This is a genomic window from Vibrio sp. sp1, assembly GCF_016920955.1.
Lineage (GTDB): Bacteria > Pseudomonadota > Gammaproteobacteria > Enterobacterales > Vibrionaceae > Vibrio > Vibrio alginolyticus.
This window is the reverse complement of record NZ_CP060590.1, coordinates 1,623,842-1,644,483: the sequence shown is the minus strand read 5'-3', so window position 1 is coordinate 1,644,483 and position 20,642 is coordinate 1,623,842. Positions and strand designations below refer to the sequence as shown.

6 protein-coding genes are annotated in these 20,642 nt (G+C 43.0%); 5 read left to right on the top strand and 1 reads right to left on the bottom strand.

Annotated elements, in window-relative coordinates; translation table 11 throughout:
• Positions 1-180 precede the first annotated feature (180 nt).
• Entirely contained in the window at positions 181-756 is a 576-nt protein-coding gene (locus H9L11_RS22630) for a hypothetical protein (protein ID WP_033906398.1), read from the top strand.
• A 311-nt stretch (positions 757-1,067) separates the two neighbouring features.
• On the opposite strand, the gene H9L11_RS22625 is transcribed toward H9L11_RS22630, so the two are convergent.
• Positions 1,068-2,042, bottom strand: a complete 975-nt coding sequence (locus tag H9L11_RS22625; RefSeq protein ID WP_115386557.1) for a peptidoglycan DD-metalloendopeptidase family protein — start codon at positions 2,040-2,042, stop codon at positions 1,068-1,070.
• 253 nt (positions 2,043-2,295) lie between these two features.
• On the opposite strand from H9L11_RS22625, the gene H9L11_RS22620 reads away from it, so the two are divergent.
• From H9L11_RS22620 to H9L11_RS22605, 4 genes are all read left to right on the top strand, one after another.
• Positions 2,296-12,258 (top strand): tandem large repeat, encoded by a 9,963-nt coding sequence (locus H9L11_RS22620; protein WP_240199938.1) that lies wholly within the window; start codon positions 2,296-2,298, stop codon positions 12,256-12,258.
• 767 nt (positions 12,259-13,025) lie between these two features.
• The gene (locus H9L11_RS22615) at positions 13,026-14,738 is read left to right on the top strand and encodes a hypothetical protein (RefSeq protein WP_033906401.1); all 1,713 of its coding nucleotides are present in this window, start codon (positions 13,026-13,028) and stop codon (positions 14,736-14,738) included.
• Positions 14,739-14,741: 3 nt separating this feature from the next.
• On the top strand, positions 14,742-15,821 hold the full coding sequence (locus H9L11_RS22610) for a hypothetical protein (RefSeq protein WP_033906402.1): 1,080 nt from the start codon (positions 14,742-14,744) through the stop codon (positions 15,819-15,821).
• Positions 15,821-20,566 (top strand): OmpA family protein, encoded by a 4,746-nt coding sequence (locus H9L11_RS22605; protein ID WP_064376244.1) that lies wholly within the window; start codon positions 15,821-15,823, stop codon positions 20,564-20,566. Before H9L11_RS22610 ends, H9L11_RS22605 begins: the two co-directional genes overlap by 1 nt.
• Positions 20,567-20,642 lie beyond the last annotated feature (76 nt).

The window sequence follows — 20,642 nt, the reverse complement described above, 5'->3', positions numbered from 1 at the left end:
TTTTCTTAGCGGCGATGTATTCGTGTATACATGCAACGGTTTTTAGAGATAGGTTGGAATATTAGTCGAAATTTGAAACTGTAAACGCGTTTTTGGGACTAGAATTAAGTATCATGAAGATAATATTTGTCATTATCTTCAAATTCTTGTGAAGAAAGAACCAGTTTGGAAACTAGCTTAATGAGTATATATCAGGTAAGAAACCTCAATCGTTACTTTAAAGTTCTTGAGCATGATCCGTATCAGAGGGCCATAGATGCGGGCGATGATGATCTGTTGAATAGGCTTTTCAATGAGCCAGTAAGAGCAGAGGGCTTGTCTGATGTTTGGGTAGAAGAGAGTGTTCAATTTACGGCTCACTACAAGACATCGGTAAAAACCCCTGACATATCTGTTTGGGGAACGTGTTTAGTGCTGACGCTGCGAGCGGCTGAAGTGCTTAAACCATACATTGAAACAGATGGTGAGTTTTTACCTATAGTGATTGATGGTGAGAAGTTTCAGGTTTTCAATGTCATGAGCTTTGGAGAAGAAGACCAGGAAAATACGAAACACGAATATATTGATGAGCATCCGGTTGGCTTGACGTCGCTTAAGTTCATCGAGTTGAGCGTTGCAGATAAGTATGTTTTTAAGTCGTTGATGCAAGGGTGTAACTTGCTGTATTGCGATGATAAGCTAAAGAACTTGTGTAATGAACATGACCTGCGTGGTGTCGAATTCGATCTCGATCTACTAGATGTGTTCGACTACTAGTATACTAGTAAGCCGTTTCATTTTTATTGTCTCGTAGTTACCAATTGATTTTTTCTGTGACTACTTAGTAATACTAGTTATGAGTTTCTTTTATGTAATAACGTTTATTGTTGAATTTCTGAGTTTGAAACGTGATGTCACAAAGTATCAATTCATGGGTATGTAAATAAAGATTAGAATCATTAAGAGCCGCATGTAGCGGCTCTTTTTGATCATGAAATTGGTTAGTGGCGACAGACTACGAAGCGCTCAGAGGGTTACGAGGACTCGCTTCAGATAAATGAAGAAAGAGCGAATCGAAGTGGCTGTTGTTACCTATTTGACTGCTCATACCGTTGCCATTCCGCTGTTAACTCTGCTTTTTCTTTTCTCGCTGCAATCAGCATTTCTATATTTACGTCAGTGTTTGGGTGCCTTTGAATGTATCGCTCGTAATCAACCGGAACACCATTGATGTGCAGTTCAAGATGTAAATGCGGCCCTGTTGTTCTTCCTGTGTTACCCGTTTTCCCTATCACTTGTCCTCGGCTGATCTTCTCACCAACATGGACGTTGCGCTGAGATAAGTGTAGGTAGCGTGATACAGAGCCATTTGTGTGGCGGATATTAATGTAGTTGCCGGCAAAACGGTTGTAGCGGGACTTTAAAACGATGCCATCGGCAATACTACGAATCGGTGTACCTACAGGTGTGGCATAATCAGTGCCTAAGTGCGGAGTCGTTATATTGGTCACTGGATGTGTTCGCTTTAAGTCATAGTCAGAGCTCACTCTGTAGTTTTTATCAAAGGGTGAAGAAAACATGAACTGATTATTTATCGACACACCATGCTCATCAAATACGTTACCGTGACCATCATTGATAATAAATAAATCAGTTTTACTGCCTAAATAGTAAAAAGAACTAATGTAAGTTTCATTTTTACTATTTAATTTAGTTCTTAAGATAAAGTTATCACCTCTTTTAATAGAGTCAATAATATTAAACTTGCTTTTGATAAGTGCTAATAGCAAGTTGATCTCTTTTTGATTCACTCCTGATTTTAATAATGAAGCGACAAAAGAGTATTCAACAACACCGATAGTGATTTTTTGCCTACGAGTATTCTTATTAATTGGTGGCTGCACATTCTCACTTTCGAATTCTAAAGGCTTGATGGTAGGTAGCCTATCCACAGGAGTGAGGAAGTAGTGAGAAAGCGATACGCTAATCAATATGATTAACGCAGTAGTGATAAGGGCTACGGTAGGAGCTTGCACACTCCTTTTTATTATTAAAATAGTCATTAGTTTTGTTGATTTATCAATACTGACAGTTGTGCGTAGAGTATAATATTTTAAATAAAAACTAGCATTAAAGCATGAGTAATTCCTCTGTTTTAACTAAGTTAATGATTATAGGATGTGAAAATAATTTTAATAATTCAGTCAAAGTGACGGTTGGCTTGGTGTTTATGCCTATTTTGTTGGTGTTAATGTCACGTTGAGAAAATATTTTTCAATAATATAATCTCGGGAAAATATATTTTGCCAAATTACTATGTTCGCTAAAAATACGCTGAAATTAACATTAGGTCTTACGCTTACATCTCTTTTATTGAGTGCATGTGGTGGTGGTGATGGAGGAGACAACACACCTCCAGCTAGAAGCAAAGGAAGCATTTCCGGTATGGTGTTTGACGCCCCAGTCAATGGCGCCAAGATTGAGGTTTTCGAGTTCAAAAATGGAAACTTAGGTCGGAAGTTGGCTAACACAACGTCTGATGCCTTCGGAAACTATCTGCTAGAGTTTGAATCTTCGTCAATGCCTCTTTTTGTTGTTGCAAAAGAGGGGAGTTATACCGATCCGTTTACAAATGAAACGGTATCTGTGAGTAATGCGAAGACACTTAAATTTGAAGGTGTTGTGAACTTTAAAGAGGGGAGTGAGCAAAAGTTAATGCTTACTCCGCTGTCGAACTTGGCAGCAGGCTTGGCAAAGTACAAAATTTCCCAGGGGGCCACAGATGAGAGTGCCTTTTCAACTGCTTTGGATAGTATCAATAGCATGTATGGTTTTGACGTAAATGAGACCAAACCTATTGATATTACCAAAGGTGGGCAAAGCAGTTTTGCTAGTACTGGGCATCAATACGGCGCTTTATTAACAGCATACTCGTCTTACTCTTACGATCTTATAAAAAAATACGGCAACAGCGATAACGTCTACACTTCAATGCATTTCGCTGACATCCAATATCGGGATGTTATTGCAGATGGTGTTCTTGATGGTCTTGAAGTGAGCCAGACTTCAGGAGCAGTGACTCCCCTCAGCTTTGGACAGAAAAAGATAAACAGCGACGTTTACACACGTGACTTATCTCAGCACGTTTTGATCGTGGTAAACGACCCAAGTATCAATATTTCAGGTACTGATGCTGCCGACTATGTCGACTTTAGTAAGAAGCTTAATGACTTAGGTACATATGGCAGTACAGATGGCGTCATTCCACCGCGAGATGGGACGGAGATTGATACCACAGCGCCTATCGTGACACGCATTGACCGTGATGTACTTGCAGGCACCGATAAAGTTGACCTAAAAATTGTTGATGATATCGGTGTAGAAGACGTATCCGCCTTTATTCAGTATCAGATTAATGGCTCTTGGTCTGGTGAATTTCAATGTAACGACATACAAGATTTTGGAAGCACATTCTGTTCGGTTGAATTTGATGATTTTGAAGTTGGCCTTCGAGAGACCAACGTAAAAGTTAACATTAATACCAAAGAGATCGATAGTGTGGATATGAACCCTGCCACAGGGCTCTCAAACGTAACAGCAGCACGGTTAGTCTTGTATACAGCGGATGTACTGGGTAATGAGTTAATTCCAGGCAGCCATTCGGGTCTTCATATCAACTTTGAATGGGATAACGATGCGCCTGTTATCGATATTACATCGGCGAGTGCAATTAATAACCAACTTAAAGAATACGTTCTGAAAGGCGTTGTAAAAGAAAGCTCGCAAGAGATTAGTTCGGTCAGTATTTCATTTAAAGATGGCTTACATGAGGGCGTCACATGTTCTCCTGTCACTGTAGAGTCTGGAAATGCTTGTGAGTTTAGTAAGGCTTACCCAACTGATGAATTCCTATCTACGACGGTCTTTGAGGTTCGAGCGAGGGATAGCAAAGGCAATACGGGCTCTGCGCAGCATGCAGTAAGTCGTGACGATCAAGCGCCAGCACAGACGATAACCTATCCTGAAGGTACGTCAATGACGTACGTAAATGTGGGTTTAGATGGTGAACGAACCACTTACGATGGTATCTACTCTCAAGATACGTACACCCCAGACAATGTTCAAGCAAGCCGCGATTTCCTGAAGATTGATTATGCGTACGCAAGTTTAGGGATTCAGAGCTCATTAAAAGGGATAGATTTTAGTAACTTCAACGCTAATTTATTGAAAGAGAATAAAATCCCTTATGTTCGTGTGAAAGTTTCAGACGTAAATACCGATACGGTTTTAGGCTCTAACGCTAATAAGGTTAAGCTTGTCGTCAAGTACTACGTAAGCCAAAACAACGATAATAATTACTCACTTCAGCAAGTTATTGATACAACCGCATCAGATGACGATTACATCGCAAAAATTCCGCACGAAACACTGTTAGATAGCAATGGGCGAGTAGAGGATGTCATTTATTACATTCCTTTTGTAAGAGATATTTTGGGTGACAGCTTTAAATCGGTATCAGAAAACAGTAGTCAAAAGTTAGTCATTCAAACCGTCGATGAGTCTGATAACGAAAGCACTCCAAGAGAAGTATATTTTAGAAGTAGCTTTGACCTACCAACCATAAAAGTGGTGACACCATTTATTGGTGCGCGAGCTCAACTTGAAGGGTTGAGCCCAAGTGGTGAATTCACTTCACTTGCAAGTTGTACCACTATCCAGCAACTGGAAAGTGACCAGTCTATGGCTCTTGACGTAGCGAGCTGTGAAACCACAACTGACGTAGTGAATTATGATTTCATGCGTGTTCGTTTAATTGGTATCGAAGGCAGTGAGCCATACTATTACCAATGGAAAAGAGATCCAGGGACCAAGAAAGTAACGGTTGACTTAAACAAGGCCAATATTGGTGTGTATTTTAAGCTCAAAGGTTCTCAAACTTACTATATTACTGAACTATCGACATATCAGACTGGTTTGTTTGATTTCCAGTGGGATCAAGTGACAGCGGGAGAGAAAACTTCAGAACGTGCGATTCAAATTCTTGATGAGGTGCGCTACGCGTTATCAGGTACGAATAACAACTCATTCTTTGGGTTTGACCCAACGGTTGTGTCTTATGCAACCAATGAAATGCTTACGACTAAAGCGATTCCAGACAAGCCATCAAATGACTATCTACACCGATTCCTTGTTGAAGCAATTGATAGTATTGCCGAGAGAATGCCAAGAAATAACTCATTAGATTTTGCATCTGCTATTTACGATGATTTTAGCTACGATGGAAAAGCAAATGGTATAGGGGCAGGAGGAAGTCAAGTTACGCTCGATTCTTACACGTTTGGCGCTGAAACTTACCGAAAAGACCTGGCGCAATCGTATTATGAAATCATGGCGAGCAAATACGGTATTGAGACCAATATCGCGCAGCTCTATGCTGATGATATTTCGATGGCTAATCCTGACTTAAATGGTAAGAACATTTTTGATACAGAGGGTAGCAGTATCGATACCTTGCCTCCGCAGCCAAAATTAACCATTGAAAGCGGTAGAGAGACGATGGTTGGTAATAGGCTTTATATCGCTGGCGAGGTTGTTTCTAAAATTGTCCTAGACGATCCTTCTGGTATTGTAGGAACCGACGCTTACGGCCCGAAGTTTAGCACGATGTGGTATCAAGCTAATGAGCCAAATATTGAAATACCACTGGACATCAACATCGTAGAAAACTCAGGCAGCAGCAATGCTTATCGAAAAGAGTACTTCTTCACCCTCAACTCCCAGTCTAGTGAACTAAAAGACATTATAGAGTTTGCCGTGGAGACCAGTGCTATGGACCCACATGGCAATGCGTATGGTTATAATGGTAAATCTCCGTTTATAGAATCGGTGTTTATTGATAACGATTTCCCTAAGGCCAGTTATCTTCCACCGAATGATGTCGATGGTAAACCTGTAGAAAACGGTATTTATTTAAATGCGAACAATACTCATGAATTAACCTTCAAGGTTGAGGATATTGTTGGTGATAAGCTTGCCTCGAGGGGCCTTGTTTTCTACCAGCAAACCGGTGAAAAAGTAACATACACACCAGAAAACTTTGCAAGTAACTCGAAAGACGCGTTTAAAGTCAAACTATGTACGGGCGAGATTTGTTCAAATCAAGGCTCTACGATTTATCCTGGTGATGGAGATTGGTTAGTTGTTGCAGCAGCAGAGGACAACTTAGGTAACTCCGTTTCAGAGTTAACTAGCACCGCTCCGAGATTCAATATTCGTATCGACTCTGAAGCCCCTATTGTAAAAAGTGAGCAGGTTCAAAGCCGTTTAGGTGGTAATAACCAATGGGCACCTGTCATTGATTGGGGGACGTTAAGCTCTGGCAATAACGTAAAAATAGATTTGCGCCGCGGATCTGGTCAGGCTCTGACATTAGAAAGCTGTGACCCTCTAACAGAGGCGTGTGACGTACCATACCTAGTTGGTGAACAGCCTGACGTCAAAGTCCAACTGGTTTCAAAAGCATTTGATTACGATGAATGGAATGAATTTTACGTCACTGCGACGGACAACGCTTACCCTGCCAATGTTAGTACAACAGGGAAATTTACCTTCCAAGTCGATAACAAAGGCCCTGAAATCATCCTAAATACGCCTTGGGTTGAAGACACATTGTCTAAAGAGAACTATGTCATAGGGCGTGAGTTCAATGTGCGATTTAAATCCGTAATAGACGATTCAGACCTTGAGCAAGTCTCGCTGTATCAAAGTGGTAAAGATTCGCCAATTAAGACAATTGTGCCAACGGATTCATCTAAAGAGTTTGTCATGTCTCTTATCAAGAGTGACACAGATAAAATAGACATTTCTGAAGATGAAAAAACAACGTCATTGTATGTAAAAGCAACCGATATTTATGGTTTTGAGTCTAGTTCTAACACGCACAAGGTTATTCTTGATCGTGATGGACCAACATTAGGATTAAGTGGTTTCAATGCGAATGACTACTACTTAGGTAACTATGTCTTTGACCTAACGGCGCTAGACCTAAATGCAAACGGTGATGTTTCAATTAATGGTGTCAATCGAGAAAGCCTAGAGTATTGGACGTTTAGCGATCTGGAACCATTACCTGGCTCTCCCGGTACAAAAATCAATGAGGATCTCAAAGTGAGCCTTGGTGATTTAGGTACGGGTACACACAAGGTTCGTTTAAAAGGGTCTGATGTTCGTGGCAACACAACCTTAACCAGTGATGAGCAAGATTTTACCGTCAAAGTGTACAACTCCATCCCGCAGGTGACGCTGGCGATGAGTTACACGGATGGAACGCCAATTACAAACAACACCATCTATCAAGATGGGAATATCGTACTTACGCTTGATATTGTTGATGATAGTGGCGTTGATCGAATTGACTCAACTTATAGATTCTCTGGAGAGCAAAACGGGACTAACTTTACGTTCTCAGAAACCGCAGATGGCACTTGGACTGCAACGTTGCTTTCTACACAAATTGCCAAAGATGGTAATTATGAACTTGATATCAAAGTTTATAACAAAGTTCGTTACCTTGATGAAAAAGACCGAAAGGTTGGAAAAGTAAACCAAACCTTTAGCGTACAGCGTGAAGGCGTGGTTCTAACAGTTGAAAGCCCGCTGGACTTCCAAAATTACTTATCTGATGGTGTTCTTGATGTCACCTTTACTACATTGAGTGCGGTCAAAGCCAAAACGTTAGAGTGTTGGGTTCGTGAAGAATACAACTCTCTGGATGCGCCACCAACTAATGAGCAACCAACTTCTGGTGTTATCAACGTATCGCAAGAACCTTACAGTTGTAGTGTCAATGTTGGGCAAAACATGACCAAAGCACCTGTTACTTTGATCACTAAAACCTTGGGTACAAATGGGCGTGAAACGATCAACAAGTTCAATTTCTCGATGGTGGATATTGATGCACCGACAGTCGTAGATGGTAACTCATACAGTTTTAAAGGAAGTGATGTTTGGTTTGATGAAGCTTTGAAGAAGAAGATGCTCACATTTGAGCTCTCTTTCAATGATGCTTTATCAGGCGTGAATACCGAAAGTTCAGATGAATATCCAAAGTTGGTTCGTAATCTTGGCAACAAAGCTTATACACCAACGACTTGTGCCAAAGGTGTTGGAAATATCAAGTGTACGTATTCTGAATCCTATGCCGATATTATTGATGGCCTGAGTACAACTCAAGAATACAAAATCAAGAACTTATCTGATTTAGCAGGAAACTTGACGCCAGAGCACGATCTACTGCTTGAATTACCTAAAGGTTCGGTAGTCGTTGAAATTACTGATCCGGTTGGAAACACAACCATTAATGGTCAGCAGCTTGTCGCCAAATTCAGAATTAAGCTGTATGAAAACTCTAGACTAGACAATGTGATGGCCAGGTTTGGAACGGAATCCTACAACTATAAAGATAATCCGGAGAAGTTTGCACAATTAGAGGTGTGTGCAGATGATCCAACCTACAAGTGTTCAACATTTACAAGTGAACTTCCTAGCGATGCGGATGGAAAAACGATCAGGACAACGATTACCGCAACGGATGTGTGGTCGAGAGTCGGTGAAGCGACCGTTGATATTAAAGTTGACAACACACCTCCAAGTGTTGGCGATGAGATTATCGTAACCGAATCGCCAACAAATCCTGATAATGTTCGTTTTCGTTTTGACATAACGGACACTGGTAGCAGCCTGGCAACAGTAAACTACTCGGTTTTAAACCCGAGTTATCAAGAAGAAAGAGTAGAGGATGGGAATGGTTCATCTACGTACTTTGAACTACCGAAATCTCAGTTAGAGGGGCGTGGTTCAATCACAGTAGACATCAAAGCGACAGATAGCGTCGGACTGTATTCTGATATCAGAAAAGTCATTGATATTAGTGTTCCTAAAGTCACAGTTGATTTCGATGGAATTACGAGTTTGCAGGGTGGGAAACTGTTCTTAACCAAGGCAAGCCAGCCGTTTACGGTATCTACGGTGGAAGGAGAAAGAGTGAAAGCTTCACAATATTCTGTGGAGCTTATTCCAAGCCTCGGTGATTCCTTGCGTTACTCAGGTGATGTTATCTCATCTAGTGGTAATGGAATGATGAACTTTGCCGTCGATAACCAAGGGTCATATACCCTTAAGGTGACGGTGACGGACTCAGTTGGAAGAGAGAATACAAGCTTTGAATTACTAGGCAAAAGTTATGATGGAAAGGTTATCGAATCTATTGTTGATTATGACGCTCCAAGTATTTCGGGCTTAAGTGCTAATCAAACCTCTAAGGTGCCGACAAACGATAAGTATCAACTAGAAATTAGTGCATACATTACAGATAAAAATTTAAATCTCGTCACGTCAAAAGCGGTGAGTGGTGGTAGCACAGTAGCTCCTCAAGCGATTACTGAGCCGACAACCGAAGCGGGGCCTTATGTCATAAGCTATTTGTTACCGAAAGGCGATCATACGATCACGGTGGCAGCAACAGACAAGGTGGATAACAAGAGTGAAAGTTCTATTGACGCGCATGTGGAAGCGGCAACCGTTCCCGGGCTAAGTATCTCTACCGCCTCAAGCGCCCCTCTTTTTGGAGGCGAAGAGATTACGCTTGCGTTTAACTTTACAGAAGAAGTTACGAACTTTGATATCTCAGATGTCCATCTTGTCGCTAGTGATAGCGGTGTAACAGGAACGTTAAAACAAGATACTTGGTCGACTTCAGACAATATTACGTGGACGGTTAATTACATCAGTCCAGAAAAGCAAGATAAAAACATAACAATACAGGTAGAGGATGATAGCTACCAAAGTACCAACACCATTCCTGGAAAAGGAAGCAGTTTAAGTATCGCGGTTGAAGGAACCTTACCAAAACTGACCAATGTGACATTTAACCCCGAGCATCAGAGCGTGGGGCAAAGCGTGAGTGTCTCGCTTGAGTTTGATAAAGAGCTCCAAGAGGCGACCGCTACGCTTGGCGGCAATCGCATTAGTTCTCTATCAGCAACGGCAGATAAAAAGGTCTGGATTGGTGATGTACAAGTTCCGAGCACCGCGCTGTTAAGTGTCGACTTGGTTGTTAGTCAATTTAAAGATTTGACTGGCAACATAGGTGAGGATAATACTGCTCACGAATTACCGATCACGCCGACCTTAGCCATCACGCCAGTGGGCAATGTGGATGAAACGCATGCCGCCACGCTACAATTCGAAGGTACGTCAACTCGTTTTGATGGTCAGTCCCTGCGTCTTGAAGTGAAAGCCCAAGGCAGCGCGACGGTACTAAAAAGCGGCAGCGCGACAGTACAAGCCGGTGGCACTTGGATCAGTGACGCAATGGACATGAGTCACCAAACCAATGGTACTTATACTGTGATGGTGACGGGGACGAACTCAGCGGGCATTGAAGTGAGTGAAAGCCAGAGCTTTACACTGGCGCAGTCTCTGCCAACGCTGACTAACGCGACGTTTACGCCTGAGCACCAAGCCATCGGCCAAAGCGTGACGGTGACGCTGGAATTCGATAAAGATCTGCAATCCGCCGCAGCAGAGTTAGGTGGTACGACGATCACTTCATTAGTGGCAACCGCGGACCCAAGTGTTTGGACTGGTGATGTGGTGGTACCAAGCACGTCAGAGCTGAATGTGGCGTTGCTTGTTCGTGACTACCAAGACTTATCAGGAAATACCGGTAGCCAGAACACGGCTTACTCCATGCCGATCACGCCAACTTTAGTTATTACGCCAGTGGGTAATGTGGATGAAACGCAAGCCGCCACGCTACAATTCGAAGGTACGTCGACACGTTTTGACGGTCAGTCCTTGCGTCTTGAAGTGAAAGCTCAAGGCAGCGTGACGGTATTGAAAAGCAGCAGTGCAACAGTACAAGCCGGTGGCACTTGGATCAGTGACGCAATGGACATGAGTCACCAAACCAATGGCACTTATACCGTGATGGTGACGGGGACGAACTCAGCGGGCATGGAAGTGAGTGAAAGCCAGAGCTTTACACTAGCGCAGTCTCTGCCAACGCTGACTAACGTGACGTTTACGCCTGAGCACCAAGCCATCGGCCAAAGCGTGACGGTAACGCTAGAATTCGATAAAGATCTGCAGTCTGCAGCGGCGGAGTTAGGTGGTACAACGATCACTTCATTAATGGCAACCGCGGACCCAAGTGTTTGGACTGGTGATGTGGTGGTACCAAGCACGTCAGAGCTCAATGTGGCGTTACTAGTTCGTGACTACCAAGACTTATCAGGAAACACCGGTAGCCAGAGCACGGCTTACTCCATGCCGATCACGCCGACCTTAGCCATCACGCCAGTGGGCAATGTGGATGAAACGCATGCCGCCACGCTACAATTCGAAGGCACGTCGACACGCTTTGATGGTCAGTCCCTGCGTCTTGAAGTGAAAGGCCAAGGCAGCGCGACGGTACTAAAAAGCAGCAGTGCAACGGTACAAGCTGGTGGCACTTGGATCAGTGACGCAATGGATATGAGTCACCAAACCAATGGCACTTATACCGTGATGGTGACGGGGACGAACTCAGCGGGCATTGAAGTGAGTGAAAGCCAGAGCTTTACACTGGCGCAGTCTCTGCCAACGCTGACTAACGTGACGTTTACGCCTGAGCACCAAGCCATCGGCCAAAGCGTGACGGTAACGCTAGAGTTCGATAAAGATCTGCAGTCCGCCGCGGCGGAGTTAGGTGGTACCACGATCACTTCATTAATGGCAACCGCAGACCCAAGTGTTTGGACTGGTGATGTGGTGATACCAAGTACGTCGGAGCTCAATGTGGCGTTGCTTGTTCGTGACTACCAAGACTTATCAGGGAATACCGGTAGCCAGAGCACGGCTTACTCCATGCCAATTACACCGACAATACACCTAGACGTTATCAACGATGTTACTGGAGTGGAAAGCATGACAGTAAGTGGTAGCAGTGAACGGTTTGAAGATGGTGAGTTCATAGATATTAAAGCAGTCGACGCTGATGGTACAGAAGCCACAGGTATGGCTACCGTGCTTTCAGACTCATGGACGACTGATTTAGATCTTTCAGGACTGAAGGAGGGGGTAGTGACGATTTATGTAAATGGTACCAACAAGCTTTCCGCCTCTGCCGAAGAGGCTCAAGCAACATTTAACTATGATCGTTTCGCAAGTACAGCCTCCTTAGGTGCTGTTTACAACCGATATTTTAGTGAGAACAAAACTTTAAAAAATGCGGCATAAATAAAGCGAGCGTTTAGCTCGCTTTATTTCTTTGGGACTTTTTGTGATATTTATCAAAATAATTGCCTTTATTGATAAGTTACTCGAATTAATGAATCGTCTTAATACAAGGCTGAATAACTATAATAACTAGGCCAATGTTGCTTTTAGGTGTGTATGACGTGATTGTGATGGTCGCTCGGCAGGTGCTGTGGTGAATGTGTCTCGTTGAAAATCTTTTTAAATATTATATATTTACGCTCGTTTCTATACTCTGAGTATAGTGTTCTGCATGAGGTCGATGGGTAATACCTCACCTCTTTAACTCGCGATGAAGCAAATTTAATCCTAGCAAGCTTCAGAGCAGTTACTTTTGTGAGTGCGTAATGCGCTCACCTTTTTATTTAAACTTCCTCAGTAACAGTCAATTTGTTGTTTGTTGCTGAGGAGGGCACCTCATAAACTTCTGAATTTCCTCGTGCTTACCTGAAGCGCACGTTACTACGATTTTTGTTAACTTCAGTCCATAAATTAAATTTTTTTAGATAGTACGATTTTACCATTTTGACAGAGTGCGTGATGTTACTGGCTTTTGTTGTGGTCAAATCGCATGTTTTGATAGCAAAAGTCACCATTTTTTTGGTGTTTTTGATTTCGGGCGATTTTTCTATCTCGTTGAAAATAAATGGCTAAGTAAGTAGGATACGCAGACCAAATCGTACTTGTAAGCCTTATCAGCTTAATTGTCACCGCAGCCATATTTACGATGTTGGTTGTGGAGAATTCAAATGCATTTAGTTTGCAAATTTATACCTAGCTCGAAGCTATCCTCCAACGAGCTATCTTATGTTCTTACACCGGACGAGTGTATAGGGCAGCTTTCGCGTTTGCGAAATTCAGATGACATCCTTAGAAACCTCCCTAAAGAGTTGGCGCAAAAGATTTCCATCTCTGCCAAAAAAACGACCAGCGCATTGCTAGCTGCTATAAGAATCGAATTGGGAAAAGGCAATTGGGTGTCATTATCTACCGTTGCTCGTCGGTCGCCATTGACGGACTCTCAGCTGCAAAGCTTCCCTAGACTTAAATCACTCGTTGACTCTGTATCTGCTTCGAATGAAAGCAAAGCTTTTAAAGCAGGATACAAGCAGGTTACCGACGATGTTGCTTTAGTTCGTAGTTACACGCATGTCCCCTCTGAGCCAAGTCTAGATCAAAAAATCGTTGTCGAGTTTGCAGGGCAGTGGTCTAGCAACGCGGCATGTTTGATGTTGGGAAAAACGGAAGCTCAAAAAGAAAAAGTGACTGTAGGCAAGGCTGATACAGAAAACAAACACCGCAGCCTCGCGACATTTAAAGATCTCGAAGCTGAGGGCAAAACGCTCTATATCAAAATCCCTTGCACTGATCAGCCTCAGCCAATTTTGCTTAAACTCGCCGAAGATATGCAACCCGTTGATAAAGAAATTCAAATGGATGAGTGGGATAACGTGTTGGTGCCTGTACTACCTATGCTAGAGGGCCCAAATGGACATGAGTTGGTTGCAGAAGGTTATTTCTATGTAATCTGGAATAACAAAGTTTGGCGAGAGGTTGAAGTTACACCAAAAGGCTACTTTGCTGATGTCGATTTAGAGTACTACAGAAATAATGATCCTGAATCCTCGATGAAAACACGACATGTCAACATTGATGGGGCCAACCTTGTACCAGACTACTATATTGGCGAAGAAGCATTTGAGATTTATCAATCCGGTCAGAAAGTGTATTCGGGACATCTAAGCCTTGATCAAGGTGCTAGGGTATTCCGCTTTGTAGATGAGGAAGTAGATGTTGTTTTTCCAGAATTAGATATTGATCCTATCACTGTTAAAACGGTGCTAAGCCCTTATAAAGCTGGCAAAGATGGTTTGCGTATTGCGCAAGGCGTTCCTCTACCGCATATTTGGGTGCCATACAAAGTCGCGGGAAAAGCACAAGAATGTTATATCCATTACTCCGAGTTGGCTTTGACAAACACGGAACTGTCTGAGCTAGAGAGTGATCCTGCTTCAATTGCTAAGTCTCTTTCAGAGTTGCAAATATACTCCTCATCCCAAAGCTTTAATAATGCGGGCGAGAATATTATTCCAGTTTCCGGTACCGCATCGACAGGCATCGGCAGTGGAGTCATCAACGAACACAAAGAGAGCAATATCGCGGGGCTTAAGTTGGCTCCAAGAGGCGCATTGCCTTCTATACGTTACCTTCACGAGCCTTTGACAGATCAGCCGGACGATTTCTTTGGGCTTCGTAACATAGAACAGGATTGGATTCACAAATCGTACTTTCGTTCAGCAATGAAAGATGACGATGGTTATATGACGCTTCGGTTCGCATTCCCGCCGGAAGAGGTCAAGAGCGTCGATATTGTTCGAGGTGTTCATTCGAGCCTCTCCACCGGTAGCCAACGTCTTGTCGTTGTAGAAGAAAATGTACCCATTTCAGAATTGCTAGGTTAAACCATGAAGAAAATACTATTACTGTTGCTTGCTGCTTTATCGATAGCGGGTTGTAAAGATGACGGCCGCACTTACATTGGTGAACACAACTATTACACCATGGAGCCAAGTGAGATCTTTAAATCTGACTCTGCGACATACCAACAACGTGACTTTCCTCGTTACTTTATCCATCGCGCCAAAGAATGGCCAAGGGAAGACTTAAATGACGCGAGCTCTTACGATTTGCCACGCGTTCAGTTTACTTGGGCCAACTTATCAAACGACTCAGGCTATGAGCCAGACCCTATGTATAATGAATACGAAGGACGAACCAAAATTTGGAGTATGAAGACTGATGGCACCGATTTACGTTTGGTGACCGATTTGCCATGGCTTGGCGATGGTGACATAACTGTTGATAAAACCAGTCGCTCGCCAAACAATCGTTACGTTGCAGTCGGTTTTGGTTTGACTAACTACCTTTTTGATATCAAAAACCAGAAGCTGATTAAGCTGCCACATGATATTGAAGGCCCTTCCGGATTTTTATGGGCGGAAGATAGCAGCTACGTTTATTACCGCACTGGTAAGGTTGGTCGTGTGGTTTATAAGTGGGATATTGCTAAAGGTGAGGCGGAAAAGACCGATCTTTACATCAGTGATACTGGCTTCATAAAGGACGGGAAAAGATATCAGGTAAATGATTTTGCTGCGCTTATTTACGATGCAAATACAAATCAAAAAGCAAAAGCAGTTTTTTGGGATAAGGACTTAGCGACGAATAAATCAAAAGCGGATTATAAAGCCATAAGTCCAGAAGGGGACATTGTCTGGGCGGCTAATCGCAACTATCACAATGTGTTTGTCGTCGACCTAGCGAAAGGTAAACAGATTAAGCGTGATGGGGCAATGCAATATGCCATCGGTTTAAATAATCGTTTTTCGCTAACAAATTACAACGCGATGCTGATGTCGGTGCAGAAAAACCATACTAAACAAGCGTGGAGCTGGTCTCCATTGGGTTATGGGCGCACGTTAGATCCTGCAATTGTGTATAACCTCTCCGCAAATCAAGGAAATTGGTTTAAGGAGGCGAACTAATGGCTTTTACGTTTGATAATGAAGTCTATCTGTTTGGAGCTTTCTTTAGTGCCGTAAAGAACGATGATGGTGTGGAAGTGTGGCCGGACTGGCATTCCCAGCCAGATCTCACTCAAGTAAATGAGCTAGAGGGTAAGATTCGTCCCATACCTTTGACTCCAGTGATGGTCAATGCCTTGTCGGGAGGTGAACCCGCACTGTGGGGCACCACCAGAGAGGGAAAATTGGTCGAGTTAGGTTTAGGCGAGCCACCACAAGCAATGGGTAAGCAACCTTTATCGGGAGAAAAGGTCGACTCTGAAAGTTCTGTACCGAGTGATGTCAACAATTACGAAGTACTCAAGTTGGGCAACCGACCGGAAGGGATCTGCAAAGGGAAAAGCTATGAATTAAGCTTTCCACCATTGCGTTTGTTGGCGCAGATGATTGCGCCGCTGAATGATCCAGAAAGTACTGGGGGCGCAAAAAATCTAGTAAGTCTTGCAGAAAACATTAAGCATTTTGCCCAGTACATTGATGATGGGACCAACAAAACAAACCAAACGGGTGTGAAGTTCCAACTTACTGAAATTGCAGTAAACCAACTTGCTCCTGCCTATGCTGGTGGTGACCTTTCGCCAGAACAACAAAGTTACAATGATTGGTTAGAGCGTCAGAAAAAAAGAAACAAACCCCTGAAAGGTTTTGTTGTGCCAAGAACGCACAGTTGTGCAGTGTTGTTCACTGATAATCTTTATCGTGGCGCGGAAGTTTCGCTAGTTAGACCGGTTAAGCAGCTCAAAGCGGGCGATTTAGAGAGCGCCGCAGAAGAAGTGATTAATGTGAAGGTAGTCGATACCAACGTTGCAAGATGGGCAATTGAAGTTGGTGAAAAAAACGTTTTACCAAGTGCATTGTTTAACCTTGACCCTAGCCAAGTTGAAGATGGTTTTTATTTGTTGCGCATCCAATTTTGGGAAACTGAATGGAAAGCACTCGATGAAACACGTAAAAAGTTACCTGAAAGTGTGTTGAAGGCCAATGCCACAAAGCAGTTTATGAAACACCCTAAAACTGATGTGGAGCAGAATGTATATACTTATGAGCTGCATGAAAAGCTGACGTTTATCGAGACAGCGGGCATTGGCAAAATGGCGTGCGTGTGTGGTGACATGATCACCTTAGAGGAAGCGCTCATCCAACAATTTCCTAATCAGTTGCCATCTTATTCAGACTACGCGACAAAGGGGTTAACCTATCAAACTAAGCAAAAGCCGGGCGTCGCACCGTTATCTTTGCATGCTGCGATCAACAAAACCTACGAATCGTTGAGCAGTGATTTTCTCTCCATTGACGGTGCTAAGCTTTTTGGCCCACCTGCGGATATGGCGAAAACCATCGGGCAGGCGCTATGGGAAAACAGTGAATCAGGGGCTTTACCTCCATTTCTGATGAGTGGTATCGCGTTACATTCGGCACTTGCCGCCACCAGTGGTGTTAAAAAGAGCGTCAGCCTTGCAAAGGTTTTTGCGCGTAAAGAGCTAACGCTGAAACAAGCACAAGCGTTAGTGTTTAGAAAGCATGTAATCGATATTCCTTATATCAAACGTGCTTTTAAAGCGGCAGGCCCAGAGTCAAAAATCATGCGTGGCGTTGGACGTTTAAGCAGTGATTTTTTGAGCGGAACAAATCGCGCGCTACCAGCAATTGGAGTTATCGCAAGTGGCAAGGAAGCGTTAGAGCAATATTCGGCGTTCTCTGAACAAATTAAAAATGCGAAAGAAGCGCAAGAAACTTTAAGCAAATACTCTGAAAACTATCTTTCTTCTTTAACGTTTGTTCGTCGCTTTGATAATCCAGAACATTGGCAAAAAAAGGCAGAAGCGGTGCAGGAAGCGCTTGGTAAAGAAGGGAATGCTCAGATCTTTGTTGATGGTCAAGGGGTCGTTGTTCGAATGAACTTCAAGTTTAACTCTGCTGAGTTTGAGAACGAAGTTCAAGTACTGCATATCGACTATATAGAAGTATGTAAAAAATTATGCCAGCTTTTATCCAAAAACCCTGATTACCAAGTTGCCATTATTGGCCATGCAGGGCCAATAGGAACGCATGAAAATAACTTAAAAATTTCCAGATTGCGTGCGGATGTCGTTAAAGAGGCCATCCTTGCCAAAGCAAGCGAAAAAGAACGAGCGAATCTAGAATCAAGGTTGTGGATTGAATTTAAGGGTAAGTCACAACTGATTGATGATATCGAAGGTTATGCCGACGTTAACGACCGATCAGATACTGCTGATATCGCTGTGAACCGACGTGTAGAGGTTAGGTTGATCATCCCTGACTTTGCGGTTTCCCTACCACCGAGCCGCTCGGGAACGATGGCATTAAATCGCGCGCATCAAATTTGGGAAGGGCATCAGCTTGCGGCAAAGGAAGCTCAAGATAAGTTGATTATTGCTGCCGTTGATGCAATGGCAAGTGTCGCAATCTGGACGCCTGCCGCACCAGTGGCTGCCTATTATTTTGCCGGTAAAGTGGGTGCAGATCTTTTGGGCGCTGCAACTGATTTCTATGGCGACCTTTTTGGTGATGCGACGTTTAAGGAGATCAAAGCTCAGTACAACAACAAAAGCATGCTAAAGACACTCAGTAGCATCAACAAAGAGCTTATCTCTCTGTACAAAGGGATAAGTCAAGACCTTCAACCTCAGGTCATTGATGCTGTTGGCTTAGCTGACTTTCTCAAAAAACAGGCGAATCATGATGAATTGTTGAAGCGCTTTTTGTTGCGCTCTTATGCTTTGAATTCATTGATTGAGTTACTAACGCTTCTCCGCGCTAAGTGGAGCCTGACGGGGGACTTTGATGATTTCATTGAGGATTATCGAGTTGACGAGTTTATTCAGCTGTATGTCATGAGTGATAACTGGGAAATTCCAGTCAATGATGGTAATACACTGGCCCTGAACTGGGTAAACCGCTTTAAAAAATCTGGTTTGTTCTCTAAATCAGATGCCAATAGCTCGTTACAATGGAGTTACGGTGAAAAAATAGGGGGGGCATTTAATACGGGATTCCCTGTACAAACACGTCTATTCTTGGACCGAAAATCAGATGAGTCCTTGCAAGAAAGAGCTTCTATCCGAGAAGGCCTAAAGGCATTTTGTCACGACTTCAACTTAGCTACAGTAGAACTTGGGCATGATGATATAGAGTTCAGCCGCTTGCTGGTTCAAGACGGTGCTAAATGGACGCCATATGTAGAGTGGGCATTTGCGCAGAATGGACGAAAGCTACGCCCACAAACTCGCGTGAAACTACAGGTGGTTTTAAAAGACAATGTCTCATCTAAGGCACTGTTTTTACAGGAGGTCGCTTATCGCGCCGCTGTTGTTGGTTTGGACTCTCATGGGCCAACCTTTGATGTGTTGTTTACAAAAATGGATGCTTCTCAATTCGAAGACCCTGATGAAGCGATTAAAGAACACTTTAAGAGTAAGCGTGTTGAGGAATTGCATGGTCTTGAATTTGAACCAACATATGAATTTGGTGAGTTTTTAATCCATGGCATCAAGCCGTTATGTCCAAATGTTAAAGTCATAGATGAGGTGAAAGCCTTCTTTACAGGTCAAAGCGTGTTTGAATATGTTCGAGACACTGGTGCTTTTGAGCAGATGAGATATGTCTTCTCACTAGGAGGACATGATTTGCTAGCGGGTAAGTTAGAGGGCTTGGGTACATATAAAAATTACACTCTAGATATTACTGAAGTTAACTTTGGTATCGATGGTCAAAGCCCTGCACAAGAAGCGAAAAACTTTAACGGTCGAACATTGGAAAAGACGAAACTCACAGACACTGACTTTTTAATCGAAGAGTTTGTCATGAGTGAGTCTGCATCATCCCGAGACACTACACCGAAGGTGATCGATGGCAACCTTATTATTTTGCCTGGTGTTGAAATTGACGGTGACCTTGCTTGGGGTGAAGGCAATGCGAATAAACTGATAAGCAACAAGTTTGATTGGTCGAAAGAGCAACGGTTCTCACTTTGTTTTGCGGTGTTAGGGGATGATCGTGCGAGTGACGATTACGATACAATGTTACTCAATGCCATTGAATGTGGGGTGAAACTGCAGATCAAAGATGGTCCAGTTAAACATGACGTGATGCATTATGCTGGAGTGGTCAACATTCATTCTCGTCTTGTTACCGAGAAGTCAAATACTGGGTATAATGGAATAGAAACAAGAACCGTTTTTGATCTAGAGCTTGACGATAGCGGCGCGACTAAGCGTACAGGTCTGGAGCAAAGCGCCGTTCAATTTATTGATCAGAATGACGCGAATTTCTCCCGTTTATTAACTTCAAGCGAGAAAAAGTACCTTTATATCATTCGCTTTGAGTACTCTTATGTGTCGCCTACAGGCAAACTAGTTAATGGTTTAAGACCTTTTGGTGATGTTTTAGATGGTAATGATCTAAAACCTATCAAACTTGAGCTGGCTTCATTTGAACAAATGGATGTAAGTGAAGGTTATGAACTACCGAAGTTTGAGCTTCAAGTTCCTGCGGTGAAAGACTTCATGACGGGTAAGCCATGGATAGAAACGGTTGAAAAGGAAAATGCGACAAGTGAGGCGAATCACTTACACTGGAAAAACCTAGGGGTACAGAACGAGCAGAAAGGATATGTTGAGAATTGGATAACGAAACAAGCGTCTTCGCTCAATGCTCCGGAAATCGCTCTTTTACAGGCAAAGTAACATACAAAAAAACCGCCTTCGGGCGGTTTTTCTTTTCTTATGACTTCATACTGAATTTAGAATTTTCTTTTTAAGC

Coding starts and splice junctions, on each gene's coding strand:
- H9L11_RS22630 (WP_033906398.1), top strand. CDS start 181: ATGAGTATATATCAGGTAAGAAACCTCAATCGTTACTTTAAAGTTCTT.
- H9L11_RS22625 (WP_115386557.1), bottom strand. CDS start 2,042: ATGACTATTTTAATAATAAAAAGGAGTGTGCAAGCTCCTACCGTAGCC.
- H9L11_RS22620 (WP_240199938.1), top strand. CDS start 2,296: ATGTTCGCTAAAAATACGCTGAAATTAACATTAGGTCTTACGCTTACA.
- H9L11_RS22615 (WP_033906401.1), top strand. CDS start 13,026: ATGCATTTAGTTTGCAAATTTATACCTAGCTCGAAGCTATCCTCCAAC.
- H9L11_RS22610 (WP_033906402.1), top strand. CDS start 14,742: ATGAAGAAAATACTATTACTGTTGCTTGCTGCTTTATCGATAGCGGGT.
- H9L11_RS22605 (WP_064376244.1), top strand. CDS start 15,821: ATGGCTTTTACGTTTGATAATGAAGTCTATCTGTTTGGAGCTTTCTTT.